Annotated in this window: 24 protein-coding genes; 13 read left to right on the forward strand and 11 right to left on the reverse strand. The window is 66.9% G+C overall.

What is annotated here, in order from left to right:
- Window positions 1-62: 62 nt before the first annotated feature.
- The 3 genes from ACTJKF_RS26030 to ACTJKF_RS26040 form a co-directional block, all read right to left on the reverse strand.
- Window positions 63-1,781: a YadA family autotransporter adhesin gene (locus tag ACTJKF_RS26030; protein WP_440627357.1), complete on the reverse strand. Its 1,719-nt coding sequence runs from the start codon at window positions 1,779-1,781 to the stop codon at window positions 63-65.
- A 574-nt stretch (window positions 1,782-2,355) separates the two neighbouring features.
- Window positions 2,356-3,246: a helix-turn-helix domain-containing protein gene (locus ACTJKF_RS26035; protein ID WP_440627359.1), complete on the reverse strand. Its 891-nt coding sequence runs from the start codon at window positions 3,244-3,246 to the stop codon at window positions 2,356-2,358.
- A 251-nt stretch (window positions 3,247-3,497) separates the two neighbouring features.
- The gene (locus ACTJKF_RS26040) at window positions 3,498-4,895 is read right to left on the reverse strand and encodes an MFS transporter (RefSeq protein ID WP_440627361.1); all 1,398 of its coding nucleotides are present in this window, start codon (window positions 4,893-4,895) and stop codon (window positions 3,498-3,500) included.
- A gap of 251 nt (window positions 4,896-5,146) precedes the next feature.
- Between ACTJKF_RS26040 and ACTJKF_RS26045 the strand changes: the two genes are divergently transcribed.
- Window positions 5,147-6,724: an aldehyde dehydrogenase (NADP(+)) gene (locus ACTJKF_RS26045; RefSeq protein ID WP_440627363.1), complete on the forward strand. Its 1,578-nt coding sequence runs from the start codon at window positions 5,147-5,149 to the stop codon at window positions 6,722-6,724.
- Between the two features lie 135 nt (window positions 6,725-6,859).
- On the opposite strand, the gene ACTJKF_RS26050 is transcribed toward ACTJKF_RS26045, so the two are convergent.
- The gene (locus ACTJKF_RS26050) at window positions 6,860-7,231 is read right to left on the reverse strand and encodes a type II toxin-antitoxin system VapC family toxin (RefSeq protein ID WP_440627364.1); all 372 of its coding nucleotides are present in this window, start codon (window positions 7,229-7,231) and stop codon (window positions 6,860-6,862) included.
- Window positions 7,228-7,425 carry a type II toxin-antitoxin system VapB family antitoxin gene (locus ACTJKF_RS26055; RefSeq protein WP_440627366.1) on the reverse strand — a complete coding sequence of 66 codons (198 nt, stop codon included), beginning with the start codon at window positions 7,423-7,425 and terminating at the stop codon, window positions 7,228-7,230. The genes ACTJKF_RS26050 and ACTJKF_RS26055 overlap by 4 nt, the downstream gene beginning before the upstream one ends.
- 186 nt (window positions 7,426-7,611) lie before the next feature.
- Here ACTJKF_RS26055 and ACTJKF_RS26060 point away from each other — a divergent pair, with 186 nt between their 5' ends.
- Window positions 7,612-8,163, forward strand: coding sequence for a hypothetical protein (locus ACTJKF_RS26060; protein WP_440627368.1), 552 nt, complete (start codon window positions 7,612-7,614; stop codon window positions 8,161-8,163).
- A gap of 143 nt (window positions 8,164-8,306) precedes the next feature.
- Here ACTJKF_RS26060 and kdgD read toward each other — a convergent pair whose 3' ends face one another.
- Window positions 8,307-9,221: a 5-dehydro-4-deoxyglucarate dehydratase gene (gene kdgD / locus ACTJKF_RS26065; protein ID WP_440627370.1), complete on the reverse strand. Its 915-nt coding sequence runs from the start codon at window positions 9,219-9,221 to the stop codon at window positions 8,307-8,309.
- A 229-nt stretch (window positions 9,222-9,450) separates the two neighbouring features.
- Between kdgD and garD the strand changes: the two genes are divergently transcribed.
- From garD to ACTJKF_RS26100, 7 genes are all read left to right on the forward strand, one after another.
- Window positions 9,451-11,004, forward strand: a complete 1,554-nt coding sequence (gene garD, locus ACTJKF_RS26070) for a galactarate dehydratase (protein ID WP_440627372.1) — start codon at window positions 9,451-9,453, stop codon at window positions 11,002-11,004.
- A gap of 234 nt (window positions 11,005-11,238) precedes the next feature.
- Window positions 11,239-11,622: a nuclear transport factor 2 family protein gene (locus ACTJKF_RS26075; RefSeq protein WP_440627374.1), complete on the forward strand. Its 384-nt coding sequence runs from the start codon at window positions 11,239-11,241 to the stop codon at window positions 11,620-11,622.
- Window positions 11,623-11,701: 79 nt separating this feature from the next.
- Window positions 11,702-12,157 (forward strand): RbsD/FucU family protein, encoded by a 456-nt coding sequence (locus tag ACTJKF_RS26080; RefSeq protein WP_440627376.1) that lies wholly within the window; start codon window positions 11,702-11,704, stop codon window positions 12,155-12,157.
- A 271-nt stretch (window positions 12,158-12,428) separates the two neighbouring features.
- A complete protein-coding gene (locus ACTJKF_RS26085; protein ID WP_440627378.1) occupies window positions 12,429-12,716 on the forward strand; it encodes a hypothetical protein in 288 nt (95 codons plus the stop codon).
- 511 nt (window positions 12,717-13,227) lie between these two features.
- Window positions 13,228-13,599, forward strand: a complete 372-nt coding sequence (locus ACTJKF_RS26090) for a hypothetical protein (protein ID WP_440627379.1) — start codon at window positions 13,228-13,230, stop codon at window positions 13,597-13,599.
- 9 nt (window positions 13,600-13,608) lie between these two features.
- Window positions 13,609-13,845: a hypothetical protein gene (locus tag ACTJKF_RS26095; protein WP_440627381.1), complete on the forward strand. Its 237-nt coding sequence runs from the start codon at window positions 13,609-13,611 to the stop codon at window positions 13,843-13,845.
- Between the two features lie 462 nt (window positions 13,846-14,307).
- Window positions 14,308-14,745 (forward strand): DoxX family protein, encoded by a 438-nt coding sequence (locus tag ACTJKF_RS26100; RefSeq protein WP_059814845.1) that lies wholly within the window; start codon window positions 14,308-14,310, stop codon window positions 14,743-14,745.
- Between the two features lie 136 nt (window positions 14,746-14,881).
- Here ACTJKF_RS26100 and ACTJKF_RS26105 read toward each other — a convergent pair whose 3' ends face one another.
- Together ACTJKF_RS26105 and ACTJKF_RS26110 are read right to left on the reverse strand one after the other, a co-directional pair.
- Entirely contained in the window at window positions 14,882-16,192 is a 1,311-nt protein-coding gene (locus tag ACTJKF_RS26105; RefSeq protein ID WP_440627384.1) for an MFS transporter, read from the reverse strand.
- Window positions 16,193-16,513: 321 nt separating this feature from the next.
- Window positions 16,514-17,650 (reverse strand): branched-chain amino acid ABC transporter substrate-binding protein, encoded by a 1,137-nt coding sequence (locus tag ACTJKF_RS26110; RefSeq protein ID WP_440627386.1) that lies wholly within the window; start codon window positions 17,648-17,650, stop codon window positions 16,514-16,516.
- A 706-nt stretch (window positions 17,651-18,356) separates the two neighbouring features.
- Between ACTJKF_RS26110 and ACTJKF_RS26115 the strand changes: the two genes are divergently transcribed.
- A complete protein-coding gene (locus ACTJKF_RS26115; protein ID WP_440627388.1) occupies window positions 18,357-19,151 on the forward strand; it encodes a helix-turn-helix domain-containing protein in 795 nt (264 codons plus the stop codon).
- A gap of 95 nt (window positions 19,152-19,246) precedes the next feature.
- On the opposite strand, the gene ACTJKF_RS26120 is transcribed toward ACTJKF_RS26115, so the two are convergent.
- Together ACTJKF_RS26120 and ACTJKF_RS26125 are read right to left on the reverse strand one after the other, a co-directional pair.
- Window positions 19,247-19,510, reverse strand: coding sequence for a hypothetical protein (locus tag ACTJKF_RS26120; RefSeq protein WP_440627390.1), 264 nt, complete (start codon window positions 19,508-19,510; stop codon window positions 19,247-19,249).
- Window positions 19,511-19,786: 276 nt separating this feature from the next.
- Entirely contained in the window at window positions 19,787-21,679 is a 1,893-nt protein-coding gene (locus tag ACTJKF_RS26125; protein ID WP_440627392.1) for a bifunctional sugar phosphate isomerase/epimerase/4-hydroxyphenylpyruvate dioxygenase family protein, read from the reverse strand.
- Between the two features lie 256 nt (window positions 21,680-21,935).
- Here ACTJKF_RS26125 and aroQ point away from each other — a divergent pair, with 256 nt between their 5' ends.
- The 3 genes from aroQ to ACTJKF_RS26140 are packed head-to-tail and all read left to right on the forward strand — an operon-like array spanning window position 21,936 to window position 24,637.
- Entirely contained in the window at window positions 21,936-22,391 is a 456-nt protein-coding gene (gene aroQ, locus ACTJKF_RS26130; protein ID WP_175033764.1) for a type II 3-dehydroquinate dehydratase, read from the forward strand.
- Window positions 22,388-23,242, forward strand: a complete 855-nt coding sequence (locus ACTJKF_RS26135) for a shikimate dehydrogenase (RefSeq protein ID WP_440627394.1) — start codon at window positions 22,388-22,390, stop codon at window positions 23,240-23,242. The genes aroQ and ACTJKF_RS26135 overlap by 4 nt, the downstream gene beginning before the upstream one ends.
- A 42-nt stretch (window positions 23,243-23,284) precedes the next feature.
- Window positions 23,285-24,637 carry an MFS transporter gene (locus ACTJKF_RS26140; protein ID WP_440627397.1) on the forward strand — a complete coding sequence of 451 codons (1,353 nt, stop codon included), beginning with the start codon at window positions 23,285-23,287 and terminating at the stop codon, window positions 24,635-24,637.
- 102 nt (window positions 24,638-24,739) lie between these two features.
- Here ACTJKF_RS26140 and ACTJKF_RS26145 read toward each other — a convergent pair whose 3' ends face one another.
- Window positions 24,740-25,849 carry a 2-aminoethylphosphonate--pyruvate transaminase gene (locus ACTJKF_RS26145; RefSeq protein ID WP_440627398.1) on the reverse strand — a complete coding sequence of 370 codons (1,110 nt, stop codon included), beginning with the start codon at window positions 25,847-25,849 and terminating at the stop codon, window positions 24,740-24,742.
- Between the last annotated feature and the right edge of the window lie 190 nt (window positions 25,850-26,039).

The raw sequence follows: 26,039 nt of genomic DNA on the forward strand, positions 1-26,039 counted from the left end.
GCTGATGGCTCGCGTGCTTGCGTTGACCGACGATGCGCCGATGCTTCGCGACGTGAGGCCGATTACCAGCGGTAGCCGACGCCCGCGCCGGCACCGAACGAGCCGTGGCCCGACACCGCCGTCGTGATCGAGCCCTTGACGAGCCATTTCGCCGTTGCGACGGACAAGCCGACTGCCATCGCGCTTTGGCCGCCGTACGTACCGCCGCCGAGCGCGACCACCTTTTCACCCGGCAGTACGGCCTGCGGCAGGTTTGCCATCGCGATCGCGCTTGCGGTGCCCGCGCTGGCGTCCTTGCGGTACTTCGACATTTCCTCGCGAACCGAATTGATCGCCCCGTTCAACTGACGCACGTTCACGCCGTCCGTCGGTGCGGTGCCGTCCGCCACGTTGGTCAGCTGACGCTCGGCACCGGGCGCACCGATCGACACCGTGTTGTCTCGATCGGCAACCGAATTCGCGCCCAGCGCGACCGCGTTGTTCGCGCTTGCGCGGCTGTTCGTGCCGATCGCGGTCGAATCCGTGCCCGACACGTTCGAGCCCGTGCCGATCGCCGTTCCGTTGGCCGCGGTGACTTTCGAATTCGTGCCGATGGCCGTGCCGTTGGTGGCCGCGACGGTCGAATTCACGCCGACCCCCGTACCGTTGTCGCCTGACACGTTCGAGCCGTTGCCGAGCGCGGTGCCGTTCGTCGCCGTGACCGACGTATTCGTACCGATCGCGGTGTCCGTCGGATCCGTCGCCGTGCCGCTCGGGACGCTGGACGAGATCTTGCCGACGGTCGTCGTGAGGCTGGCCAGGTCGGTCGTCAGCGTCGACACCTGATTGGCGATCGAGAAGAGCTGCGAGCCGTTCACCGCGTCCGTACTGGTCGCGCTGATCGCGCCGGCCGCGACGTTGACGATCTGGCGCTCCGCGCCCGCGCTGCCGACGCTCACCACGCCGACCGGCGTGCCCGCGAATCCGCTGTAGGTCACGCCGTTCAGCGCCACGCTGTTGACGGTCGTAAAGGCGCGCGTCGTAGCATTCGAGCCCAGCGCGACTGAGTTTGCATTGGCGGCGTTCGCCCCTTCGCCGATCGCGACCGCGTTCACGGCGGAGGCCGTCGCACGGGCGATGGCGACGCTGCCGGTAGCGGATGCCGAGCTGTCGACGCCGAGCGCGACTGCATCGCCTGCGCCAGCGTTGGCCTGGAAGCCGAGGGCTGTGCCGCCGGCCGCGACGCTGCCCTTGCCGACCGCCGTCGAGAATGTCGCGGTGGCGCTCGCACCTTGCCCGACCGCCGTCGACTGGTCGACGGCGAATGCGCCCTGACCGAATGCCGAGGCCGTTGCGCCATTCGCGCTTGCGCCGTTGCCGACAGCCGTTGCCTGCGTGCCGATCGCGCCGGCACCGGCTCCCAGCGCCGTTGCCTGGTCCCCGGTGGCGGTGGAATTGCCGCCCACCGCCGTTGCCGCCGTGCCCGTTGCGACCGCTTGCCGGCCGATCGCGACGGTTTCACTATAGGCGGTCGCCGAGCCCGCATCCGCGACCGCCGACGGGCCGATTGCAATGTTGTCGCAGCCCCTGGCGGTTGCCGGATAGGTGCTGGTCCCCGACATCGCGAGGTTATCGGCGCACACCGTGTCGACGGTATTCCCGTTCTGCACATAGTCCGCGCGCGCGGGCGCCGAAGCCCCGAATGCGACGACAGCCGCGCTCACTGCAACAGCCAGCGCGGCTTTCGACTTCCCCGGCACGCGTTGTGCCGAATTTCCCAACCCTCGTTGATGCTTGCTCATTTGTTTTCCTGATCTCAATGTAAAAATCGTGTTGTGGCTTGCTTGGCCCCGCTCGCCATTTCCGGATCGCGTGGATTCGTTCGTGACGCCTTCATGACAGGCGACGATTTTTTAACGAAAAATAGAAGGTGTACTAACAAAAATTGACGTTCGCCGGCTTGATGAGGCGACGGGTAACAGGCCGCGAGTGCAGCGGCTTGCCTCTGTCACGGCAGTCCGAACTTCAACGATCCGAAGCTCGAATCGCGACGACGCATTTTGATTGGCCTCAGTCGCGCACATGTTTGCCGCGGCGTCTGAATGCTATGAATTGGAGGAAATTCGTCGGGTGATGTGCGTGATGAAACCGCGAACGACCGCACGCGCTGTGCCGTCGTTTTGCCCGATGATCGCGCGCTGGCGGGTGAGGCGGAGCGCGCGGGCAAGCCGCCCGGCGCGGTATCGTGATTCGCTTTCGCGAACGGAATGCGAGCGATTCGGACGCGCGCGGTGCAGGGTGTCCGCTGCCTGAATGCAGTGACGCACGCAACGGACCGTACGGTCCGTCGCTTGCCGGCCGTTCACTCGAACACCGCTATCCGTGCGCGGGAACCACCTGACCTGCGTCATCAGTGCGCCACTGCGCCGGCAACGCGTCCGCCAGTGCCCGCATCGCGTCCGCCGTCTCCGGATTCGCCGGGAAAAATGCCTCGATCGCGAGTTCCGACAGCGTGACGTCGACCGGCGTGCCGAACACGGTCGTCGTACTGAAGAACGTCAGCTCGCCGGCCGCCGTGCGCAGTCGCAGCGGCACCGCGATGTCCGCGTAGTCGGTGCGCGCATGCGGGTCGTCGGGCTGGCCGTCCGGCGCCGGATACGCGGCGAGTTCCTCGCGCAGCGCATGCAGCGTGCGGTCGCCGCTCGCATCGATCTGCCGCTGCAGCCGGTGCAGGATATGCGCGCGCCATTCGTGCCAGTTGACGATCTGCACCGCCAGGCCTGCCGGATGCAGGCTCAGGCGCAGCACGTTGATGGGCGGCTGCAGCAGCGCCGGGTCGGCCTGCGCGACCAGCGCGCCGAGCATCCGGTTCGCGGCGAGCAGCGTCCAGTGGCGATCCACCGCCAACGCCGGATAGGGCTCGTGGCCGCGCAGCACGGCTTCGACCGCGTGGCGCGCCGCATCGAGCTGCGGATCGGAGAACGGCCGCTCGCGAAACAGCGGCGCATAGCCGGCCGCGACGAGCAGCGCGTTGCGCTCGCGCAGCGGCACGTCGAGGCGCTCGGCGAGATGCAGCACCATGTCGCGGCTCGGCTGCGCGCGACCGGATTCGACGAAGCTCAGGTGCCGCGCGGACACCTCCGCCTCCAGCGCGAGCGCCATCTGGCTCAGGCGCCGGCGTTGACGCCAGGTGCGCAGCAGCGGGCCGATGCCGGACGCACGGCCGGCGGACGGGGGGAGCGAGGGGAGAGCGGCGGTCGAGTTCATGAGGGCGATGATAGGCAATCCTGGGCGAGCCGGGCATTACCTGCGAGGTAAGCATTCGACCTCGGTGCGAGGCGCCGCCCGGCTTGATTCCGCTGTCACCGTTCGGAGCGGAGCATGCCCGGCGGTGCCGGCGCCGCGTATCGGGTTCGCCGGGGAGCACGACATGTTGCGCGTCGCCCACTCGGCGGCCCGATGTGAAAACGGCGGCCGTTCGCGCGGCCGCCGTCCTGTTCCTGCCCTTCCGCCGGTGCTCAAGCGTCGCGATGGCGCAGCTCGACGCGCTTGATGTCCTTCACGATCACCAGATAGCTGAACACCGTCACGAGCGCGTTCAGCCCGACGAACACGAGCGCGCCGTTGAACGAGCCGCTCGCGCCGACCAGATAGCCGATCGCGATCGGCGCGACGATGCCGGCCGTGTTGCCGAACATGTTGAACAAGCTGCCCGACAGGCCGATCGCTTCCTTCGGCGCGGTGTCCGCGACAACCGCCCAGCCGAGCGAGCCGATCCCCTTGCCGAAGAACGACACGGCCATCAGCGCGATCACCAGCACTTCGCTGTCGACGTAATTGCAGCCGATGATGACCATCGACAGCGCCATCCCGCCGACGATCGGGATCTTGCGCGCGAGCGTCAGCGACACGCCGCGACGGATCAGCGTATCCGACAGCATCCCGCCGAGCACGCCGCCGAGGAACCCGCAGATCGCCGGCAGCGACGTCATGAAGCCGGCCTTCAGCAGCGACATCCCGCGTGCCTGCACGAGATAGATCGGGAACCACGTGAGGAAGAAGTACGTGAGCACGTTCACGCAGTACTGGCCGAGGTAGACGCCGAGCAGCATGCGGTTCGACAGCAGCTGGCGCACGTAGTACCAGCCCGCGACGCGGCTGCCTTCGGACGCGGCGCCGCTGCCATTGCCGCGCGCCCCGGCCGGCCGGCCCGTCGTGCGCACGAGGCCGCCGCCTTGCTCGATATGCGCGAGTTCGGCGCGGTTCACGCCCGGATGGTCGGCCGGATCCTTCATCACGCGCAGCCACAGGAACGCGAGCGCGATGCCGGCGAGGCCGAGCCACAGATACACCTGATGCCAGCCGTACGCATGCGTGAGCCACGCCATCAGCGGCGAGAACACCACCGCCGCGAAATACTGCGCGGCGTTGAAGATCGCCGACGCCGTGCCGCGCTCGGCGGTCGGGAACCAGCTCGCGACGACCTTCGCGTTCGCCGGGAACGCGGGCGCCTCGGCAATGCCGACCGCGAAGCGCATCACGAACAGCGCGGTCACCGCGAACGCGGCGCTGCCGCCGAGGCCGATCGTGCCTTGCAGCAGCGTGAACGCCGACCACAGGAAGATGCTGGTCGCATACACGCGGCGCGCGCCGAAGCGGTCGAGCAGCCAGCCGCTCGGCAATTGCGCGAGCACGTACGCCCAGCTGAACGCCGAGAAGATGTAGCCCATCGTCACCGGGTCGATGCCGAACGCCTTGCGGATCGGGGTGCCGGTGATCGACAGCGTCGCGCGGTCCGCGTAGTTGAGCGTCGTGACGACGAACAGCATCGCCAGGATCCAGTAGCGCACGGCGGTGCGGCGCGCGCTGCCGGCGAGGTCGATCGGAAGATCGCGTGGGGTGGTCTGATTAGGCATTTAAATGTACGTCGTCGTATGACATGAGCGAAAGTTTAGGGGGAATGTCAGGACGCAGAAACCTCGGGTTTTCCCTGTGAAGATCGTTGCCACAGTGTGGGAAGGTCGTGCTGATCTGGCCCGACAAGGCTTTCGAGTGTATCGTCGGCGCCATCGCAGGCGGCGAGAATGATGCAATGCTGTCGGCAGACATCGTATCTGTTGAGATACAATGGACGAACCATTCCCGAACGAACCACGGAGCACACCCCATGCAACTGACTGGAGAGATGCTGATCGGCGCCGAAACGGTGGCCGGCTCGGCCGGTACCTTGCGCGCGTTCGACCCGACGAAGGGCGCGCCGATTGACGCACCGGCCTTCGGCGTCGCGACTCAGGCCGATGTCGAGCGCGCATGCGCACTCGCGGGCGACGCGTTCGACGCGTACCGCGCACAGCCGCTCGCGGCCCGCGCGGCGTTTCTCGAAGCGATCGCCGACGAAATCGTCGCGCTCGGCGACGCGCTGATCGAGCGCGCGCACGCCGAGACCGGCCTGCCCGTCGCGCGGCTGCAGGGCGAGCGCGGCCGCACCGTCGGCCAGCTCCGGCTGTTCGCGCGCGTCGTGCGCGACGGGCGCTTCCTCGCCGCGTCGATCGATCCCGCGCAGCCCGCGTGCACGCCGCTGCCGCGCTCGGATCTGCGGCTGCAGAAGGTCGGGCTCGGGCCCGTGGCCGTGTTCGGCGCGAGCAATTTCCCGCTCGCGTTCTCGGTGGCCGGCGGCGATACCGCATCGGCCCTGGCGGCCGGCTGCCCGGTGATCGTGAAGGCGCATGAAGCACACCTCGGCACGTCGGAGCTGGTCGGTCGCGCGATCCGCGCGGCGGTCGCGAAATGCGGAATGCCGGCCGGCGTGTTCTCGCTGCTGATCGGCCCCGGCCGCGTGATCGGCGCGGCGCTCGTCAGCCATCCGGCGATCCAGGCCGTTGGCTTCACCGGGTCGCGGCAGGGCGGCATGGCGCTCGTGCAGCATGCGAACGCGCGTCCGCAGCCGATTCCCGTCTATGCGGAAATGAGCAGCATCAACCCGGTCGTGCTGTTCCCGGCCGCGCTGGCCGCGCGCGGCGACGCGATCGCGACCGGCTTCGTCGATTCGCTGACGCTCGGCACCGGCCAGTTCTGTACGAACCCGGGCCTCGTGCTGGCGATCGACGGTCCCGACCTCGACCGATTCGAGTCGGTCGCCGCGCAGGCGCTCGCGAAGAAGCCGGCCGGCGTGATGCTGACGCACGGCATCGCCGACGCGTATCGCAGCGGCCGCGGCAAGCTGGCCGAACTGCCGGGCGTGCGTGAAATCGGCGCGGGCGAGGCGGCGCAGACCGAATGCCAGGCAGGCGGCGCGCTGTACGAAGTCGCCGCGCAGGCGTTCCTGTCCGAGCCGGCGTTCAGCCACGAGGTATTCGGGCCGGCATCGCTGATCGTGCGTTGCCGCGATCTCGACGAAGTCGCGCGCGTGCTCGACGCGCTGGAGGGCCAACTGACGGCCACGCTGCAGATGGACGCCGACGACAAGCCGCTCGCGCGCCGCCTGCTGCCGATTCTGGAGCGCAAGGCAGGGCGCCTGCTCGTCAACGGCTATCCGACCGGCGTCGAAGTGTGCGACGCGATGGTGCACGGCGGGCCGTTCCCGGCGACGTCGAACCCGGCCGTCACGTCGGTCGGCGCGACGGCGATCGACCGTTTCCTGCGGCCCGTGTGCTATCAGGATTTCCCGGACGATCTGCTGCCGGAGGGGCTGCAGGAACGCAACCCGCTCGAGATTCCGCGCCTGCGGGACGGGAAGGCGGAGTGACGGGGCGAAACGGCTGAAGGCGCATCCCTGGCAGGGGCGCGTTCCGGCAGGTTGAAACATGGCGGCGGACGGTGCCCACGGGGCGCCGCCGCCTTTTTCATTTGTGGTGGGCGTCGTGCCGCCGATTTCGCGCGGTCAGTGAGCGGGATGGGCGGCGAGTCGGAGGCGCTCGGCTGCGGCCAGCAGGCGCCGATCGCGTGTCCACAGCTTGCTGCCACCGGTCAGTCTGGCCGAGGCAAGCAGATGGGCGTCGACGTAACCGATGCCGAGCCCGTGAAGCGGTACGACATCGATCATGCGCTGGACTTCGTCGTCGGTTGCCGGGGTGGCGGCGGGAAGGTCGCGCAGCGCATCCAGTACGGTCTGGCGATCGCGCAGGCTGCCGAGGGCAAGCTCGCCGATGATGAAGGGATGGATCAACACGCGGTCGCCTTCCAGCAATGTCGTGAGCGCCGCATCACCGGCCCGCAGGTGGTCGATCCACACTGAAGTGTCGACAAGAATCATGCTGGCTCCGACGGGCGGCGTGGAACAGATTCGAGATCGGGCTCGGTGCCGCCGAGGCGGGCAAGCCGGCGTGCGCTTTCGCGCGCGATCAATGCGCGCAGCGCTTCTCGCACCAGCGCCGACCTTTCGGTGACACCGGTTAATTGCTGCGCTTTGGCGAGCAGCGCGTCGTCGAGGGACAAGGTGGTGCGCATGTGCGGCTCCCGGGAAAGTCGATGCATCAATTATGGCATCAAATGATGCTATCGACGATGTATCGCCTTGGCGAGTGAGCATTGGCTTTCGCGTCGCCGGAATTTCTCCTACAGTAGCGAGGCCTCGGACCGCCCGGTCCGCGGGCGAGCCTGAGAGACGACAAAAGACCAACAAGGAGCCATCCGATGAACATCAGCAAGCGTGGCGACCACCTGTTCGCCGCCGGATTGTGGAAGGCGATCGGCGATGTCGCACAGTCCGTGCGCAGCCGGATCGGCCAGTACAGCGAAGGGCGCGTGCTCGCGAATGCGCTGCTGGAATTCCAGCGCGACCTGGGCGGCAGCGAATTCGACGTGACCATCAACCAGGGCCGGCCCGTGACCGGCTCCGACGCGCATTCGCTGATGTTCGGCCTTGCCGTGCGCCGCTTCAGGCAGGACATGGAAGCGCTGGTGTTCGCGCTCGAGCATCGCCGCGGCATCGACGAACGCGACCCGAACCTGCGCACCGACGCGCTGATGCAGGCCAACAGCGCGCTGCTGACCGCGAAGCAGTCCGCGACGATCACCGTCGGCCGTTTTTTCGATGCGGTGGTCGACCGCGACGTGCTGGGGCAGATTCTCGGCAGCGAGTCGAACACGCGCGCGCGTGCGGGTGCACAAGGGCAGATCGAATCGACCCGGATCAAGCTCGGCAACGTGCGTCACCGGATCATCGGCGTCATCGCGCAGATGTGAGGGCGCGCATCGCGCCGGGATGCGTTGCCAGCCTGCCTGCCGCTACCTGCGCAGTTAACGGGCGCGGNGCCGGGATGCAATGCAGGCAACCATCGACAAGCCGCCCGCGGCGCCGCTGAAGGCGCCGCGCCGGCCGTCTCCGCTTACTGCGGGCCCATCTTCTTGATCAGCACGTCCAGTTCGGCGACTTCGTCGTCGGTGAGATCGACGAGCGGTGCGCGCACCGGGCCCGCGTCGTGGCCGACGAGCTTCGCGCCCGCCTTCACGATGCTGACCGCGTAGCCTGCGCGGCGGTTGCGGATCTTCAGGTACGGCAGGAAGAACTCATCGATCAGGCGGCCGACCGTCGCGTGGTCGTCCTTCGCGATCGCTTCGTAGAATGCCATCGCCGTCTTCGGGATGAAGTTGAACACGGCCGACGAGTACACCGGCACGCCGAGCGCCTTGTACGCGGCTGCGTAGACTTCGGCCGTCGGCAGGCCGCCGAGGTACGCGAAGCGGTCGCCGAGGCGGCGGCGGATCGTGACCATGCTCTCGATTTCGCCGACGCCGTCCTTGAAGCCGATCAGGTTCGGGCAACGATCGGCGAGGCGCTCGAGCATGTCGGCGTTCAGCTTCGAATTCGCGCGGTTGTACACCACCACGCCGACCTTCAGCGCGCGGCACACCTGCTCGACGTGCTCGGCGATGCCTTCCTGGCTGGCTTCGGTCAGGTAGTGAGGCATCAGCAGCACGCCGCTCGCGCCGAGGCGCTCCGCTTCCTGCGCATATTCGATCGCGACGCGCGTCGCGCCGCCGGCACCGGCCAGGATCGGCACCTTGCCCTTGCAGGTTTCCGTCGCGACGCGGATCACGTCCGAATACTCACGCTGCGTGAGCGAGAAGAATTCGCCGGTGCCGCCGGCCGCGAACAGCGCGGTCGCGCCGTACGGCGCCAGCCATTCGAGGCGCTCGGCATAGGTGGTCGGGCGGAAGCTGCCGTCGGCGTCGAAATCCGTCAGCGGAAACGACAGCAGGCCGTGGGAGATGATCTGTTTGAGTTCTTGCGGTGAAGTCATGGTTGGGTCGTCCGTCTAGCGCGAGTGCTGGGTTCGTCGGGCACGGCATCCGAGCCATAGTGGCGATGTCGTTGTATGTCATCGTACAACGCAAGCATGAGCGGCGCAAGCGGTTTGCTGGCTGGTAAAGGGTAGGGTCTTTCCGGATAAGGGTTTACGTACCATCACAGGTTGGTGTTGAATGTCGTATGATGACTAACGATTTGACGGTGGCTTCCCAGGAATTCCGATGACTGCTTCCCCTCTCTACATTCGCGTGCATCCGGACGACAACGTCGCGATCGTCGTCAACGACGGCGGTTTGCCCGAGGGCGCGACGTTCGCCGACGGCCTGACGCTGCGCGAAGGCGTGCCCCAAGGTCACAAGGTCGCGCTGGCCGATCTCGCGGCCGGCGACCCGATCGTCCGCTACAACGTCGTGATCGGTTACGCGCTCACCGAACTGCGCCGCGGCAGCTGGGTCAACGAGCGCACGATGCGCATGCCCGAGCCGCCGGGGCTCGACGACCTGCCGCTCGCCACGCGCGCCGCGCCGCCGCTGGCGCCGCTCGAAGGCTATACGTTCGAGGGCTTCCGCAACCCGGACGGCTCGGTCGGCACGCGCAACATCCTCGCGATCACGACGACCGTGCAGTGCGTGTCGGGTGTCGTCGAGCATGCGGTGAAGCGGATCAAGGACGAACTGCTGCCGCGTTACCCGAACGTCGACGACGTGGTCGGGCTCGAGCACACGTACGGCTGCGGCGTCGCGATCGACGCGCCCGACGCCGACATCCCGATCCGTACGCTGCGCAACATCAGCCTGAACCCGAACTTCGGCGGCGAGGTGATGACGGTGAGCCTCGGCTGCGAGAAGCTGCAGCCCGAGCGCCTGCTGCCGCCCGGCACGATTCCGGTGGCGGCCGACGGTGCGACGGAGAACGGCGGCGTCGTGTGCCTGCAGGACGCCGCGCACGTCGGCTTCAACTCGATGATCGACTCGATCATGAAGATGGCCGAAGCGCACCTCGAACGGCTGAACCGTCGTCGTCGCGAAACCTGCCCGGCGTCGGATCTCGTCGTCGGCGTGCAGTGCGGCGGCAGCGACGCGTTCTCGGGGCTCACCGCGAACCCGGCGGTCGGCTTCGCGGCCGACCTGCTGGTGCGCGCCGGCGCGACGATCATGTTTTCGGAAGTGACCGAAGTGCGCGACGGCGTCGCGCAGCTCACGTCGCGCGCGGCGAACGAGGACGTCGCCCGCGAGATCATCCGCGAGATGGACTGGTACGACCGCTATCTGCAGCGCGGCCGCGTCGACCGCAGCGCGAACACGACGCCCGGCAACAAGAAGGGCGGCCTGTCGAACATCGTCGAGAAGGCGATGGGCTCGATCGTGAAGTCGGGCAGCGCGCCGATCGCCGGCGTCGTGCGTCCCGGCGACCGGGCGCGGCAGAAGGGGCTGCTGTACGCGGCGACGCCCGCGAGCGACTTCATCTGCGGCACGCTGCAGCTCGCGGCGGGGATGAACCTGCACATTTTCACGACGGGGCGCGGCACGCCGTACGGCCTCGCGCAGGTGCCGGTGATCAAGGTCGCGACGCGCAGCGATCTCGCGCGCCGCTGGCACGACCTGATGGATCTCGACGCGGGACAGATCGCGACCGGCGCGGCGTCGATCGAGGACGTGGGCTGGGCGCTGTTCCGGCTGATGCTCGACGTCGCGAGCGGCACGCGCCGCACGTGGGCCGAGCAATGGAAGCTCGCGAATGCGCTGACGCTGTTCAACCCGGCGCCGGTGACCTGACGCGCGCGGCGGTAACGGCAGACGATGCGGGCGCCTTCGGGCGCCCGTTTTTCGTTGCGATGGCGTCGGCGGAGGGCGGGACTAAACACCCAGGCCGATTTTGGCGCGCGATTCGGCGGCGCGATTTCCTTACCTCGAACGTAATCGACCACCGGTGCGGGCGCGGCGACGATAGCGTCACGCGAACCCGAAAGGTTCACGACATCGTCCCTCACCGACACAAGGAGCTTCGCCATGAACACCGCCCAAGCCGCTCACGCCGAGCTGATCGACCGCTATTTCGATGCATGGAACGAGCCCGATGTCGCACGCCGGCGCGCGCTGATCGATGCGACCTACGCGAGCGACGCGGCCTATCGCGATCCGCTGATGGCCGGCGACGGTCACGCGGGCATCGACACGATGATCGCCGCGGTGCAGGAACGCTTCCCCGCGTTCCGTTTCCGTCGCACGACCGACGTCGACGGCTTCGGCCAGCACCTGCGCTTCTCGTGGGCGCTCGTGTCGCCCGACGGCGCGGCGATCGTGAAGGGTTCGGATTTCGGCACCGTCGACGCGTCGGGCCGCCTGAAGTCGGTCACGGGTTTCATCGACGAAATGCCGGCCGCGGCGGCGTGACGCGAACCGTGCATGCCCGGTGGCGTCCGGGATCGGGTAACGTTATGCGGTTCGTTCCTGATCCCGGAGACTTGCCCACATGTTGAAGAACCTCGATCCGCTGCTGCACGCCGACATCCTGCATGCGCTGCGCGCGATGGGCCACGGAGATGAAGTGGCAATCTGCGATGCGAATTTCCCGGCGGAATCCGTCGCGGAGCACACCGTGGTTGGCCGCGCGTTGCGCATCGACGGCGCCGATTCGGCGCGCGTCGCGCGCGCGGTGCTGTCCGTACTGCCGCTCGACACGTTCGTCGACACGCCCGCGTGGCGGATGGAGGTGGTCGGCGATCCGGCCGCGGTGCCGCCCGTGCAGCGCGAAGTGCAGGCCGAGATCGATCGCGCGGAAGGGCGCGCGGTACCGGTCGCGGGCATCGACCGTTTCGCATTCTACGAACGCGCGCAGCAGACCTATGCGGTGATCGTCACCGGCGAGTTGCGCGGCTACGGCTGCTTCATCTTCAAGAAAGGCGTGCTGCTGAGCGAGGCGAGTTAGGGCCGGTTCCCGTTATTTTGGACAACGGCCGAACGCCACTTTTCGCGGCGCCGTCGCGCCTGCGTCACAGCCGCAGTGTAAAGATTTGCTACAACGTTGCGCCGCCTGAATCCATCCCCCTATGTGATTGATTTTTAAGGGGAAGATTTTGGCCGCATCTGACAGCGAATCGAATCAAGTAGTTACACCCGGCACGTTTCCGTACACGGGAAAGCCGGTGCCTGTAGGGGCGAATGACGTAGCCGCGCAGCGGTCCTGGGAGCACTTCCAGGTGCAGCGCGGCATCGAGCGCTACCGCAGGACCCTCATCCGCGAGAAAGAGGACGGCACCACGGCTTCCCGAGACCTCGGTGAAGTCCAGCATGGTCAGCGCATCGCCTCGGACATCATCCGTCCGATGGTGGAGGCAGTGAAGAAGGCCCAGGGCGTCTCGCTATTGAAGGTGCAGCATCTGCTCGGGCACGCCAGTCCGACGATGACCCAGAAGTATGCGCACCTCTGCCCGGACAATACGGGGCGAGAGGCGGCAGACATCCTCGACGGCCTGCACGCGGAATAACTCAGCACAGGGTGACGGCCCTAACGACGGCTCGCTTCGGCGGGCCGTTTTAGTTGGTAGGGTAAAGTATCGGCTCCAAGGGCTTTCGGCACTTCTGCACGCGAACTGCATACGGAGAACGGCATTCATGGCCTCAGTGACTATCGAGTTGGGTCCAGGAAAACGCGCTACGCTGACATCTAGCGCTGGAAATTCTGCGCCTCTGACGGCCGACCAACGCAGCGCTGTTTCCGAATTGATGCTGCACTGGCCGAAGTATGCGGGGCTGACATCTGGTGCGACGGGCTACCTACGCGAATTGGGACTGAGCGTTTTTCAGGGTGATCCGGTAGCCGCGCTTAGGTCCGCCATTGAGTCCGGACGTGTGATCGTTTCTATCGATCGTCCAGTGGGCGGTGGTGGCGCTGCTGGCGGTCAGCCCTCAACTCCACCATTCCCGCGAGCCAGCAGACTCGCAAGCGTGCCCGGAGTGGCCGCGCTCCCAGTGGACAAACCCCTACCGAGTTGGGCGATGCCGAACGACGTGTCGGCCGGCGAACTTATGAGCTATCTGCAAAGCGTTGTCGGAATTGGTGGCGCTGGCGGTGCCGCCAACTTCGCAGGAGGCACGAGTTTCACTGACTCCGCCTCGCTCGCTGATGCGTCGCCGTTCGATTATTCGGCGGACGCCTTGGGAGACGCGGTTCAAGTTGCAGGGATCGACCGTGGCGATATGATGGCCTGCGACATCATCAGAGCTGAATGCAAGGGCTCGGTGCTGCGCGAATTTCCAGGGCAGTATTTGAATTCGACGCTCAACGAGATTCAAGGCGACGCGAGCGACGGTATCAAAGAGGCGCGTAAGGCGCTGAAGCTGCTCAACGATAATCGATTCAAGAAATAGGTACCCGACATGACGGCAAATGCCCTGTTTGATCTGCTCGACCGGCTCGACTCCGCGAAAATTCACTACACCCTGAGCCGGAATCGACCCGACACGGTGTTGGTCTCGATTACCGTGGTCGGGATGCGCGTCGAAGTAGACGTGTTCCGAGACGGACATACGGAGGTTTGCATTTTTCGGGGCACGGAGGAGCCTAGTGATGACGCCGATGTGCTGGACCAGATTATTGAGGCGAATCGGGACTGAGTTAATCAAGGGCGACGCCCCGAAGCGGAGCCAGGCCATCACCTGGAATGCGGGTGCCCCGGATTAACTCCGCACAGGGTGACGACCCTATGCCGGATGGCCGGGGTAGTAGGCCGCGAGGGCGAACAGCGCAGTGAACTCGTACTGACAGTCCTCGCAGATGTATTCCTGATGGACGTTGGCGCTACCGATGCCGCAGGCACCAGCAGTCACGTTGGCGGAATTGCAGGCGGGGCAAATTGTCTTAAGTGTCGTGGTAACGTCGTGATTCTGCTGAAGAAATTTTAGCATCGAGTCGGGAATCAGGATCGTCGGAAACGTATTGCTACAACCTTTTTCTTGGACGCCGCGGCAAGACCCTCTATGCTGGCCCATTTGCCGCGGGCCCCGCAGGGTTGCGCGGCCCCGAACCGCACGGGCGTGCCCCGTGCGCACGGCCGATTTGCATACGAGGAGAGAGGCATGACGCGTTCCGTCGATTCCGGCGTCATTTTTTTCGCACGCCTGGCGCTGGCGGCGTTGTTCTTGTGGGGCGGCGTGATGAAGCTGCTCGGCTACAGCGATTTCATCGGCTATCTGCATGGGCTGAACGTGCCCTATCCGCAGGTGATGGGGCCGGTCGTCGTCACGATCGAAGCGCTCGGCGGCCTGCTGCTGATCGTCGGCTACAAGGTGAAGCCGCTCGCGTTGCTGATGGCGTTCTACACGGTCGCGACCGCGATGGTCGGGCACAATTTCTGGGACGCGACGGACGCCGCGGTCCAGCACGACATGGTGATCCACTTCTGGAAGAACATCGCGATCGCCGGCGGGTTCCTGCTGTTGTTCGTGACGGGCGCGGGCGGCGCGAGCATCGACGCGCTGCGCCGGCCGAGTTCGTCGTACGGCGCGCTGCGCTGAGTCGAACGACGGTGCACTGAGCTGAACGAAGCGACGCACATCCGTCAGCTGTGCTGAAGCAAGACAAAAGGGCCGAATCCCGCATGCCGCGGGATTCGGCCCTTTGTTCATCCAGCGGGCGCGTATGCGCCGGCGTTCAGCGTGCGTCCTTCAGGTCCTTCGCATCCTTCGAGAACTGCACGGCGATCGCGCCGAGCACGCAGATCGCCGCGACGTACACGACCGGCGCGAGCGGATTCGACTTCATCATCAGCGACACGATCACTGGCGTGAGGCCGCCGAAGATCGCATACGCGACGTTGTACGAGAACGAGATGCCCGAGAAGCGCACGACGGCCGGGAAGCTGCGGACCATCACGAACGGCACCGCGCCGATCGTGCCGACCATGAAGCCGGCGATCCCGTAGTACAGCGGCAGCGTCGACGCGTCGGCCGCGACCTGCACGAACAGCAGGTGGTAGCACGCGGCCAGCACGAGGCCGCCGATGCCGAGCACGCGCTTCGCGCCGATCCGGCCGGCGAGCGAGCCGGCGGTGATGCAGCCGGCCGTCAGGCACAGCGTCGCGACGCTGTTCGCGAACAGCGTGGTCGCGGGCGTCAGGTGGAACTGCTTCTGCAGCAGCGCGGGCGTCATCAGGATCACGACGACGATCGCCGCCGACAGCATCCACGTGAGCAGCATCGACACGATCACCGCGCGGCCGTGATCGCGCAGCACGGCCTTCAGCGGAATCTCGGCCGCGAGCGCCTTCTTCGCCTTCATCTCGGCGAACACCGGCGTTTCGTGCAGCCAGCGGCGCAGGTACACGGAGAACAGGCCGAACACGCCGCCGAGCAAAAACGGAAGGCGCCAGGCGAACGCGGTGACTTCGGCGCCCGAGTAACGGCTGTTGATGCCGGCGGCAACCAGCGAGCCGAGCAGGATGCCGGCCGTGAGGCCGGCGGTCAGCGTGCCGCACGCATAGCCGATGTGGCGCGACGGCACGTGCTCGGACACGAACACCCATGCGCCCGGCACTTCGCCGCCGACGGCCGCGCCCTGCAGCACGCGGAACAGCAGCAGCAACACCGGTGCGAGGATGCCGATCGAGTCGTAGGTCGGCAGCAGGCCCATCAGCAGCGTCGGCACCGACATCATCAGCACGCTCAGCGTGAACATCCGCTTGCGGCCGAACAGGTCGCCGAAGTGCGCCATGATCACGCCGCCGAGCGGGCGGGCGAGATAGCCGGCCGCGAAGATGCCGAACGTCTGCAACTGGCGCAGCCAGTCGGGAATGTCGTGCGGGAAGAACAGCTGTCCGATCGCGGGCGCGAAGAACACGAAGATGATGAAGTCGTAGAACTCGAGGGCACCGCCGAGTGCGGCAAGGCCAAGGGTTTTATAGTCGCTGCGCGTGAGCGCGCGTTCGGCGGCGCGAGGCACGCCGCTCAGTTCGGAAGCTTGCATGGTCAGGACGATCGGTTTTCGAATGCTGTTGTCGGTGCTGCGTCTCCAGGGCCCGCTTTTCGGCATGGACTGGCAAGGCGCGGCTTGCGTCGTCGAGCATGTGTCGCGCATCGGATGGCGCACGAAACACGCACCGTCGCACCGGGGTGGGGCACAACGGAGACGAAGCGTCAAAGCGGGTGGGGGGATTCTACAGGAGCGCGAAATGCAGGCACGCGAGGCCTGCCGAGGAATGCTTCGGACTTCGTCGGGCCCGAAACGCACGCGGCGCGGCAGGCGGGTGAACCGCTTGCCGCGCCGCGCGGGAAAGGAGCTGCTCGATCAGTTGCCGGCGATCGTGTCGACCGGCTTGAACGCGCCGTGCTCGACCTTGTAGATCGTCACCGGCGCATCCTTCAGGTCGCCCTTCGTGTCGTACGCAATGCTCGGCGCCGACACGCCCTTGATCGACACCTTGCCGAGATACGGCGTGTAGACCTTCGGGTCGGTCGAGTTCGCGTCCTTCATCGCGGTCAGCAGCGCGATCGTGCCGTCGTACGCGTAGGGCGAGTAGGTGATCACGTCTTCATTGAAGCGTGCCTTGTAGCGCGATGCGTAGCCGGCGAAGCCCGGCATCTTTTCCTTCGGCAGCCCGCCCATGTAGACGATCGCGCCTTCGGCCGCTTCGCCGCCGACCTTCAGGAACGTCGGCGAGCGCGACATCTCGCCGGTCACGAACGCCGACTTCATCCCGAGCTGACGCATCTTGCGGATCATCGGCGACGATTGGGCATCGCCGCCGCCGTAGAAGATCGCGTCGGGGTTGATGCCCTTCAGGTTGGTCAGGATCGCCGAGAAGTCGAGCGCCTTGTCGTTCGTGAAGTCGCGCTTGACGATCGTGCCGCCCGCGGCCTGCACGGCCTTCGCGAATTCGTCGGCGATGCCCTGGCCGTAGGCCGTGCGGTCGTCGATGATCGCGATGCGCTTGAAGTGCAGCGTCTTCACCGCATAGGTGCCGACGATCCGGCCGGCCTGCGCGTCGCTCGTCAGCAGCCGGTAGGTGGTCTTGTAGCCGCGTGCCGTGTATTGCGGCGACGTCGCCATCGAGATCTGCGGCAGCCCCGCGCGATCGTACAGGTCGGATGCCGGAATGCTCGTGCCCGAGTTGAAGTGGCCGATGATCCCGCGGACGTTGTCGTCGATCAGCCGCTGCGCGACCGTCGTGCCGGTGCGCGGGTCGGCCTGGTCGTCCTGCGAGTCGAGCTGGAACGTGACCGGCTTGCCGCCGATCGTCGGATGCGTCGCGTTGAAATCGGCGATCGCGAGCTGCACGCCCTTCTGCATGTCCGTGCCGTAGTTCGACTGCGGCCCCGTCAGCGGTGCGGCGAAACCGATCTTGACGACGTCGGCGGCGATGGCGTGTGCGCCCGACAGTGCGCAGGCGGCAGCCAGCGCGACGTGCGATACCTTCAGCTTCACTTTCACTTCCCCTTGATGGCGTGGTTGGGCCGCGGCCGGCCAGCGGGCCGATGCGGTAAACCGGGCGAGACGTATCGGTGTGCAGGCCTTGGCGAAAGCCGTGCGGGGCGTGCCGGGCGCTGCGCGGGTTGTGCCGGAATCGGCGTGCGCGGCGGCGGCGGGATGTCGTCTCGTGACCGTTGAGCGAAGTCTAGGTAGCGAAAATACGCGCGTCTTGCGCGTTCGGTGCGCGGTCGGCGACGATTTCGGCATATCGTCGATAACCCTGATATATGCCGAAATCGTCATGCGGGATGCGCAAACGCGCCAAGACGCGATACGCCGGCATTTTTAGCATGGCGGGTTCGGGCGCGCGTGGCGTCGGTGGCGTGTGCCAGCGTCACGGACATCACCGACATCACCGACATCGCCGACATCGCCGGACGACGCGCGGCGGCGCGCGGTGACATGCCGCGGCCCGATGCGAAATCGCCGCGGCCGGACACGCGAGCGCGGCAGTGGTTGCGCGCACAACGGCACAGCCCGCCACGCGCCACCGCTTGCGGCCATCCGGTCATCGTCGGCCGGCGGCGCGATGCGCGGGCCGCCGTTCGCCGATTTGCCCGCTTGCTTGCCCGAGATCGCTGCGTCCCGTGATCGCCGCGACGCGTTCGCGAGGGCGCTCCTATAATCGACGCCATCAGCCACCCCCTTCGCAGATGCCGGGATGACGACCTTCCTTGCCGCACCGCCCATGAGCCTGTCCGATACGTTGCGCTACCAGCCCGACAACGCCGATTTCGGCGCAATGCTCGCGCATTTCCGCCTGCTCGAGCCGGTGTTCGATGCGCTGCCGGACGTCGCGTTCTTCGTGAAGGATGCGAACGGCCGCTACGCGCTCGTCAACCGCACGCTGGCGATGCGCTGCGGCTACAAGGACAAGCGCGACCTGCTCGGCAAGACGACCGACGAAGTGTTTCCGCGCCGGTTCGGCCGGACCTATTTCGAGCAGGACATGGCGACGATCAACGCCGGCCAGCAGCTGATGGACCAGCTCGAGCTGCATCTGTATCCGGGCCGCCAGCCGGGCTGGTGCCTGACCTGCAAGGAGCCGCTGCGCGACGCGGCCGGCAAGGTGGTCGGCCTCGCGGGCATCTCGCGCGACCTGAAGGCGCACGAGGGCTCGCATCCGGCCTACAGCAAGCTCGCCGACGTGGTCCAGCACATCCAGGATCACTTCGTGCAGCCGCTGAACCTGAAGCAGCTCGCGCAGATGGCCGGGATGTCGGTCGCGCAGCTGGAGCGCTACTTCCACAAGGTGTTTCACCTGACGCCGCGCCAGGTGCTGCTGAAGACGCGGCTCGATGCGGCCACCGCGCTGCTCGTCACGCACGACAAGGTGACCGACGTCGCGGCGCTATGCGGCTATACGGATCACAGCGCGTTCACGCGCCAGTTCAAGGCGACGGTCGGCGTGACGCCGAGCGAATACCGGCTGATGCAGCAGGATCGGGCAGGGTGAGGTGGTGCGCCGGCCGGGCCGGCGGGTCGGGATGATCGGGGTGCTGCGGGAACGGGTAACGGGGAAGGAGAAAGCAGAAAGCGGAAAGCGGCGGCTCAGCGGTAGCCGAGCCCTTTCAGGACGGCCGAGCCGTCTTCAGTCAGCCGGAAGCTCGGTGCGGTATCGGCGTCGAGCTTGACCATCTCGACGAGGCCGGCTTCCTGCAGCGCGGGCAATTCGGGTTTGGCATTCGCGCCGATCGGTGCGTGCAGCAGCACGAGCAGCGTTGCGATTTCGTGATGGCTGAGCAACCGGCGCAGCATCGTCTTTTTCGCAGGGGGGGCGGCCTGGCGGCCCGCGGGTGCATCTACGGCGCTCATCGCTGTCCTCCTTTTCGAGCTATCCATCGGGTACTGGTTGCGGATGGTGCCGACCAAGACTTAAGCGATTCTTAAAACCGCACGGGTCGCGCCGATGCTGCGGTGCGGTGCGCGTTACGGGATGTAACCCACGCCGGACGGGTGTCTCCGGGCGCGGGCGGCCGGCCTTGCCGGGTGGGGTGTCGCCGCGGGATTCACCATGATGGTGCGCGTGTGACGGAGGTCGCCCGGTTTGGCTTATCCGGTCCGACCCCGAGACGACATTCCCTTTCTCCGTTATTTCCGGCGCTGGGCCTGCGCGGCGAGCCGCACGGCCGCGTTGGTCGCGCCATAGCCGTCGTAGCCGCCGCGCCGCTCGACGATCTCGAGCGAGAAGCGGTTGTCGACCAGTTCTGTATACGCATGCAGGAATTCGCCGCCGTTTTCGTCGCGGTCGTACAGCAGATGGTGGGCGCTCAGCGTATCGATCAGCTCGTCCGACAGTGCGTAGCGTGCGGCGAGATCGTCGTAATAGTTCGGCGGGATGCGCAGGAACGGCACGCCGTCGGCCGCGAACGCGGCGACCGTCTTCACGATGTCGTCGGTCCGGAACGCGACGTGGTTCAGCCCGGTGCCGTGATAGCGGTCGAGCGATTCGGCGACGGCCGTATGGCGGTCGACCGACGCGTTCAGCGCGATCCGCACCGAGCCGTCCGCGCTGCGCACCGCGCGGCTGCGCATCAGCCCGTACGGATCGGGCACGAGCCAGCTGCGCTCGGCCTCGAAGCCGAATGCGGTCTTGAAGAACAGGATCCACGTATCGAGTGCGTCGGCCGGCAGTGCGAGGCAGACGTGGTCGATGCCCGTCAACGGGCCGACCTCGCTCGGACCGTCGATGTCGGTCAGCACGAAATCCGATTCGTACAGCGTCGGTGCGTTCGGCGCCTCGTCGACGAAGTATTCGAGGCTGCCGTCCGGCGCCTGCACGCTCGGCAGCACGCGCTCGTTCGGGCCGACGCGCCCGGAAAACGGCGCGTAGCCGAAGCCGGCCGCGCGCTCGAATGCCACTTTCGCATCGTCGACGCGGAACGCCGACGCACACAGCGACAACCCGTGCTGCTGGAAGAATGCATCGGCGAACGAGTCGCGCTCGGCGTTCAGCACGATCGACGCGGCGCCGTGCTGGAACAGCGTCACGTCCTTCGACCGGTGGTGGCCGGCAAGCCGGAACCGCATCCGGCCGAGCCATGCGCCGACGGTGGCCGCCGCCTGCGCGTCGACCGCGAATTCGATGAACTGGAACCCGACGTGCGCGGGCGGCGCCGGCGGCGCGAACAGTGGCTGGCTGGCCGCCGGCGCGCGGCCGTCCTGCGCGAGCCGCGCCCGTGTCAGGTCTTCCAGGTAGAGCAGCGAGCGGTGGCCGTCGGCGGCCGTGATCGCGGTCGGCGCGGCGCGAAAGCCGTCGTTGAAGATCTCGAGCGACAGCGGCCCCGTGTAACCGGACTCGATCACGCGGGCGGTGAAGCGCGCGAGGTCGAAGTCGCCCTGGCCGGGGAACGAGCGGTAGTGGCGGCTCCATTCGAGCACGTCCATCGCGAGCTTCGGCGCATCGGCGATCTGCACGAACGCGATCCGGTCGCCGGGGATGTCGGCGATCGCGTCCGGCGAATCGTCGAGCGACAACGTATGGAAGCTGTCGAGCGCGAGGCCGAGGTGCGGGCTGTTCACCGCCTTCACGAGCTGCCACGCATGGCCGTACCGTTTCACGACGCGGCCCCACGCGAGCGCCTCGTACGCGGCGACCACGCCGGCCTGCCGCGCGGCCTCGGCGAGCGCGCCGAGCTGGTCGACCAGCAGCGCGTCGTCCGCGATCGTGTCGGGCGACACGTTGCTGCACACGAGGATGCGGTCGGTGCCGAGGGCGTGCATCACGTCGAACTTGCGGCGGATGCGGTCGAGGTTGCGCGCGAGCTGGGCCGGGCTCACGCCCTCGAAGTCGCGAAACGGCTGGAACAGCACGATGTCGAGGCCGAGATCGGCGGCCATGCGCCGCACGTCGGCGGGCGATCCGTCGAAGTAGACGAGGTCGTTCTCGAAGATTTCGACACCGTCGAAGCCGGCGGCCTGGACGGCGGCGAGCTTCTCGGCGAGCGTGCCGGACAGTGACACCGTGGCGATCGAGCGCTGCATGGGCGAATCCTGCGATGAGCGGGGTGTGGCGTCGGCCGATCGGACCCGAATGAACCAGTCGTTGAATTCACGACGAACGCCATATCCCGAATTTACTAGGGAAGTGAGGCGAATTATACAAACTAACTAGATGGTACAAATTAGCGAAAACCCGGAAAGACAGCGCGCGCATGCCGGCGCACACTAGCGCCACATCCTGATGTCACGAGGCGGATGTCGCTAACGTTCCGCCCCCGTTTTTGGAGCAGAAATCATCATGAGCAAGCACAAGGTACTGGTGCTGAACGGCCCGAACCTGAACCTGCTGGGGACCCGCGAGCCCCACATTTATGGCGCGGAGACCCTCGCCGACCTCGAGCAGCGCTGCCGCACGGCGGCCGAGGGGCTCGGGCTGGAGATCGACTTCCGTCAGTCGAACGCCGAACACCAGCTGATCGACTGGCTGCACGCCGCGCGTCACGACACGCACGGCATTGTGATCAACCCGGCTGCCTACACGCACACGTCGGTCGCGCTGGCCGACGCGCTGTCCGCGATCGCGAAGCCCGTGATCGAGGTGCATATCTCCAACGTGCATCGCCGCGAGGCCTTCCGTCACCACTCGTATGTGTCGGCCGTGGCCGAAGCCGTGATCTGCGGTTGCGGCACCGAAGGCTACGTCTTCGCGCTGCAGCGCCTGGCGACGCTGTTCGCGCAGGGAGCTGCACGATGAGCCGCCCGTCGTTTCTGATCGGCCTGATCGGCCAGGGCATCGGCGGTTCGCTGTCGCCCGCGATGCACGAGGAAGAAGGATTCCGCCAAGGATTCGGCTACGTGTACCGCCGCATCGATCTCGACGCGCTCGGCCTGACCGTCGACGCGCTGCCGCAACTGCTCGAGGCCGCGCAGCGGATGGGCTACAACGGCCTGAACATCACGCATCCGTGCAAGCAGCGCGTGATCGAGCACCTCGACGCGCTGTCGGACGACGCACGCGCACTTGGCGCGGTGAACACCGTGCTGTTCAAGGATGGCAAGCGGATCGGCCACAACACCGACTGGTCGGGGTTCGCGAAGTCGTTCCGCCGTGGCTTGCCCGGCGCATCGCTCGAGCGCGTCGTGCAGCTCGGTGCGGGCGGCGCGGGTGCGGCCGTCGCGCATGCGGCGCTGCAAATGGGCGCTGCGGAACTGGCGATTTTCGACGTCGACGGCGCTCGGGCCGCCGCGCTCGCGGGCGAGCTGCAGCAGCGCTTCCCGGCCGCGCGGGTCACGGCCGGCGACGAGCTCGCGGCCGCGATGAAGGCCGCGACCGGCCTGATCCATGCGACGCCGACCGGCATGACCAAGCATCCGGGCCTGCCGCTGCCGGCCGAACTGCTCCACGCGGGGATGTGGGTTGCCGACATCGTCTATTTCCCGCTCGAAACCGAACTGATCCGCGCGGCACGCGCGGCCGGCTGCGCGACGCTGCCGGGCGGCGGGATGGCCGTGTACCAGGCCGTCGACGCGTTCGAGATATTCACCGGCCGCACGCCGGACGACGAGCGGATGTTCGAACACTTTCAGTCGCTCGTCGCGCGCTGACCCTTCGACTTACCAGCTGGAAAAAGAGACCAGGAGACGACCATGCAGCACACCACCCACACGAACGCCGCGCCCGCGGCGGCAGCCGGCACGGTCCGGCGGACCTCGGCGCGCTACAAGATTCTCGCGCTGCTCGCGATCGGCACGATGATCAACTATCTCGACCGTACCGTGCTGGGGGTGGCCGCGCCACAGCTCACCAAGGAGCTCGGCATCAACGCGGCGGTGATGGGCATCATGTTCTCCGCGTTCTCTTGGACGTACGTCGCCGCGCAGGTGCCCGGCGGCCTGGTCCTCGATCGCCTCGGCAGCAAGGTCACCTACTACTGGTCGATGACGCTGTGGTCGCTGTGCACGTTCCTGCAGGGCTTCGTGCCCGGCATCGGGACGCTGCTCGCGTGCCGGCTCGGCCTTGGCGTCGCGGAGGCGCCGTGCTTTCCGACCAACAGCCGCGTCGTCGCGACCTGGTTTCCGCAGAGCGAGCGCGCGATGGCAACCGGCACCTACACGGTCGGCGAGTACATCGGCCTCGCGTTCTTCAGCCCCGTGCTGTTCGCGCTGATGGGCGCGTTCGGCTGGCGCTCGCTGTTCTGGGTGGTCGGCGCGATCGGCATCGTGTTCGGCCTGGTCTGGTGGAAGTTCTATCACGAGCCGCGCAACCATCCGGCCGCGAACGCCGAGGAACTCGCGTACATCGAAGCGGGCGGCGGTCTCGTGCACGGTGCGCGCAAGAGCGGTGACAAGGCGGACAAGTCCGGCAAGGGCGAACAGAAGGCGTTCAGCTGGTCGATGGCCGGCCGGCTGCTGAAGAAGCGCCAGCTCGCGGGCATCTGCCTCGGCCAGTTCGCCGGCAACTCGACGCTCGTGTTCTTCCTGACCTGGTTCCCGACCTATCTCGCGACCGAGCGCCACATGGGCTGGCTGAAGATCGGCTTCTTCGCGGTGATGCCGTTCATCGCCGCGTCGGTCGGCGTGATGTTCGGCGGGATCTTCTCCGACTGGCTGCTGCGTCGCGGCAAGTCGGCGAACCTCGCGCGCAAGCTGCCGATCATCGCCGGCCTGCTGCTCGCGTCGACGATCATTCTCGCGAACTACGTGCAGAGCAACGAGGCCGTGATCGCGATCATGTCGGTGGCGTTCTTCGCGCAGGGGATGGCCGCGCTCGGCTGGACGCTCGTGTCCGACATCGCGCCGGACGGCCTGCTCGGTGTGACGGGCGGCATCTTCAACTTCGCGGCGAACCTCGCGGGGATCGTTACCCCGCTCGTCGTCGGCTTCATCGTCGCCTCGACCGGGTCGTTCGTCGGCGCGCTCGTGTTCATCGGCGTGATCGCGCTGATCGGCGCGCTGTCGTACATCTTCGTGGTCGGCGACATCAAGCGGATCGAACTGTAAGCAACGGCTCCACGCACTCTCGGTGCGTTCGCCCGGCGGCCTGCAGGCCGCCGGGCCTTTTTGTTTCCGCGCCCGCTTGCGGGGCGGTTCAAGCAGCCGCGCTCACGCGCGCTGCACGGCAATCCCGAGCGATTCGACCGCCTGCGCGATCGCCGCGACCGCGCGCCGGATGTCGCCGGCATCGATCGCGCCGATGCAGCCGACGCGGAACGTCTCGAGTTGCGTCAGCTTGCCCGGATACAGGATGAAGCCCGCATCGCGCACCGCGTCGTAGAAGCGGCGGAAATCGTAGGCCGGATGGTCGGGTGCATGGAACGTGACGATCACGGGCGCCTGCACGCGCGCGTCGAGGAACGGCACGAAGCCGAGCGCGCGCATCGATTCGACCAGCGTCCGGCAGTTTTCCCCATAGCGCGCCCCACGCGCGGGCTGGCCGCCTTCCGCCAGGTACTGGTCGAGCGCGGCTCGCAGCGCGGCGATGACGTGGGTCGGCGGCGTGAAGCGCCACTGGCCCGTCTTGCGCAGGTACGCGTACTGATCGTGCAGGTCGAGCGCGAGCGACGGCGAATTGCCTTCGCACGCGTCGAGCGCATCGCGCCGCACGATCGCGAACCCCATCCCCGGCACGCCTTCCAGGCATTTGCCGCTCGCCGAGATCAGCGCGTCGATCCCGCTGTCCGCCAGCGCGATCGGCAGCGCGCCGAACGAACTCATCGCGTCGACGATCAGCCGCTTGCCGTGCCGCCGGCACGCGGCCGCGATCGCGTCGAGCGGATTCAGGATGCCGGCGCTGGTTTCCAGATGGACCAGCGCGACGTGCGTGATGCGCGGCTCGCGCGCGAACGCGGCTTCGACCGCCGCCGGGTCGACCGCTGCGTCCTCGCCGAACGGCAGCGCGATCGCCTCGATGCCGAGCCGGCCGAGGATCTTCAGGATGCGCGCGCAATACGCGCCGTTGTCGGGCACCAGCACGACGCCGTCGCGTGGCACCAGCGTGCCGAGCGCGGCCTCGACCGAAAACGTGCCGCTGCCCTGCATCGGCACGCACACGTACGCGTCGCCGCCGCGCGCGATCGCGACGAGATCCGCGCAGACGCTCGCCGTCAATCGGTTGAAAGCCGTGTCCCACGAGCCCCAGTCGTGTTGCATTGCATGGCGTGTTGTGGCGGACGTCGTGAGCGGGCCGGGCGTCAGCAGAATCGGATCGGACATGGTTTTCTCCAGCAAAGGTCGGACGAAACGCCGGGGCAGCATTTCTGAATGACTTGCATGATATTGGCAAAATGTGTCATTTTTTGGAAATTGTGGCACGCGTCACGGGGTTGTCATCGAACGCTGTGATCCTTCGGTTGCCGCGCGAAACCACCTGCAGCGCGGCAGCGATGCAGGCCGGTTGTCGGTC

It is taken from the genome of Burkholderia sp. 22313, from assembly GCF_052045245.1.
Taxonomy (GTDB): domain Bacteria; phylum Pseudomonadota; class Gammaproteobacteria; order Burkholderiales; family Burkholderiaceae; genus Burkholderia.

Coding starts and splice junctions, on each gene's coding strand:
- ACTJKF_RS26030 (WP_440627357.1), bottom strand. CDS start 1,781: ATGAGCAAGCATCAACGAGGGTTGGGAAATTCGGCACAACGCGTGCCG.
- ACTJKF_RS26035 (WP_440627359.1), bottom strand. CDS start 3,246: ATGAACTCGACCGCCGCTCTCCCCTCGCTCCCCCCGTCCGCCGGCCGT.
- ACTJKF_RS26040 (WP_440627361.1), bottom strand. CDS start 4,895: ATGCCTAATCAGACCACCCCACGCGATCTTCCGATCGACCTCGCCGGC.
- ACTJKF_RS26045 (WP_440627363.1), top strand. CDS start 5,147: ATGCAACTGACTGGAGAGATGCTGATCGGCGCCGAAACGGTGGCCGGC.
- ACTJKF_RS26050 (WP_440627364.1), bottom strand. CDS start 7,231: ATGATTCTTGTCGACACTTCAGTGTGGATCGACCACCTGCGGGCCGGT.
- ACTJKF_RS26055 (WP_440627366.1), bottom strand. CDS start 7,425: ATGCGCACCACCTTGTCCCTCGACGACGCGCTGCTCGCCAAAGCGCAG.
- ACTJKF_RS26060 (WP_440627368.1), top strand. CDS start 7,612: ATGAACATCAGCAAGCGTGGCGACCACCTGTTCGCCGCCGGATTGTGG.
- kdgD (WP_440627370.1), bottom strand. CDS start 9,221: ATGACTTCACCGCAAGAACTCAAACAGATCATCTCCCACGGCCTGCTG.
- garD (WP_440627372.1), top strand. CDS start 9,451: ATGACTGCTTCCCCTCTCTACATTCGCGTGCATCCGGACGACAACGTC.
- ACTJKF_RS26075 (WP_440627374.1), top strand. CDS start 11,239: ATGAACACCGCCCAAGCCGCTCACGCCGAGCTGATCGACCGCTATTTC.
- ACTJKF_RS26080 (WP_440627376.1), top strand. CDS start 11,702: ATGTTGAAGAACCTCGATCCGCTGCTGCACGCCGACATCCTGCATGCG.
- ACTJKF_RS26090 (WP_440627379.1), top strand. CDS start 13,228: ATGCCGAACGACGTGTCGGCCGGCGAACTTATGAGCTATCTGCAAAGC.
- ACTJKF_RS26095 (WP_440627381.1), top strand. CDS start 13,609: ATGACGGCAAATGCCCTGTTTGATCTGCTCGACCGGCTCGACTCCGCG.
- ACTJKF_RS26100 (WP_059814845.1), top strand. CDS start 14,308: ATGACGCGTTCCGTCGATTCCGGCGTCATTTTTTTCGCACGCCTGGCG.
- ACTJKF_RS26105 (WP_440627384.1), bottom strand. CDS start 16,192: ATGCAAGCTTCCGAACTGAGCGGCGTGCCTCGCGCCGCCGAACGCGCG.
- ACTJKF_RS26115 (WP_440627388.1), top strand. CDS start 18,357: ATGACGACCTTCCTTGCCGCACCGCCCATGAGCCTGTCCGATACGTTG.
- ACTJKF_RS26120 (WP_440627390.1), bottom strand. CDS start 19,510: ATGAGCGCCGTAGATGCACCCGCGGGCCGCCAGGCCGCCCCCCCTGCG.
- ACTJKF_RS26125 (WP_440627392.1), bottom strand. CDS start 21,679: ATGCAGCGCTCGATCGCCACGGTGTCACTGTCCGGCACGCTCGCCGAG.
- aroQ (WP_175033764.1), top strand. CDS start 21,936: ATGAGCAAGCACAAGGTACTGGTGCTGAACGGCCCGAACCTGAACCTG.
- ACTJKF_RS26135 (WP_440627394.1), top strand. CDS start 22,388: ATGAGCCGCCCGTCGTTTCTGATCGGCCTGATCGGCCAGGGCATCGGC.
- ACTJKF_RS26140 (WP_440627397.1), top strand. CDS start 23,285: ATGCAGCACACCACCCACACGAACGCCGCGCCCGCGGCGGCAGCCGGC.
- ACTJKF_RS26145 (WP_440627398.1), bottom strand. CDS start 25,849: ATGTCCGATCCGATTCTGCTGACGCCCGGCCCGCTCACGACGTCCGCC.